The organism is Pseudomonas sp. FSL W5-0299 (assembly GCF_005930655.1).
GTDB classification, from domain to species: domain Bacteria; phylum Pseudomonadota; class Gammaproteobacteria; order Pseudomonadales; family Pseudomonadaceae; genus Aquipseudomonas; species Aquipseudomonas mandelii.
The window spans coordinates 1-350 of the sequence record NZ_RXHX01000125.1; the positions used below are offsets into that span (position 1 = coordinate 1).

Here is a 350-nt window from a genome sequence, read left to right on the forward strand (position 1 = left end):
AGCGGCGCGGATTCCACGAGCACACCGCCCCAGCTCAGCACCATGACATCGCCCACCGCCGCATCCGGATAAGGCACACCGGTCCCGGACTCGGCCCGAATGATGATGTCCACCCCGGCCGCGGCGAGCTCCTTGTCGACGATGTTCTCGACGATGGCCGGATCGATGAACAGGTAGAGGTTCGAGTGGCTGCCTGGGGTGTCGTCCGTGTCCTGGCCCGCAGGAATCTCCAGCTTGGCGTAGAGCTTGAGCGCCGGCGTAAACGTCTCGGCACCCTGATTGAAACGGGTCACCCGGTACGCCAGCGTGTGCGTCCCGGTCAGCCAATGCCTGGGTTCGACCCACAAGGT

General features: G+C 64.9%; 1 protein-coding gene. It reads right to left on the reverse strand.

Annotated features, from left to right (window positions below):
• Window positions 1–350: hypothetical protein (locus FHL16_RS34235; RefSeq protein WP_158080559.1), on the reverse strand; the 350-nt coding region annotated here is incomplete at both ends.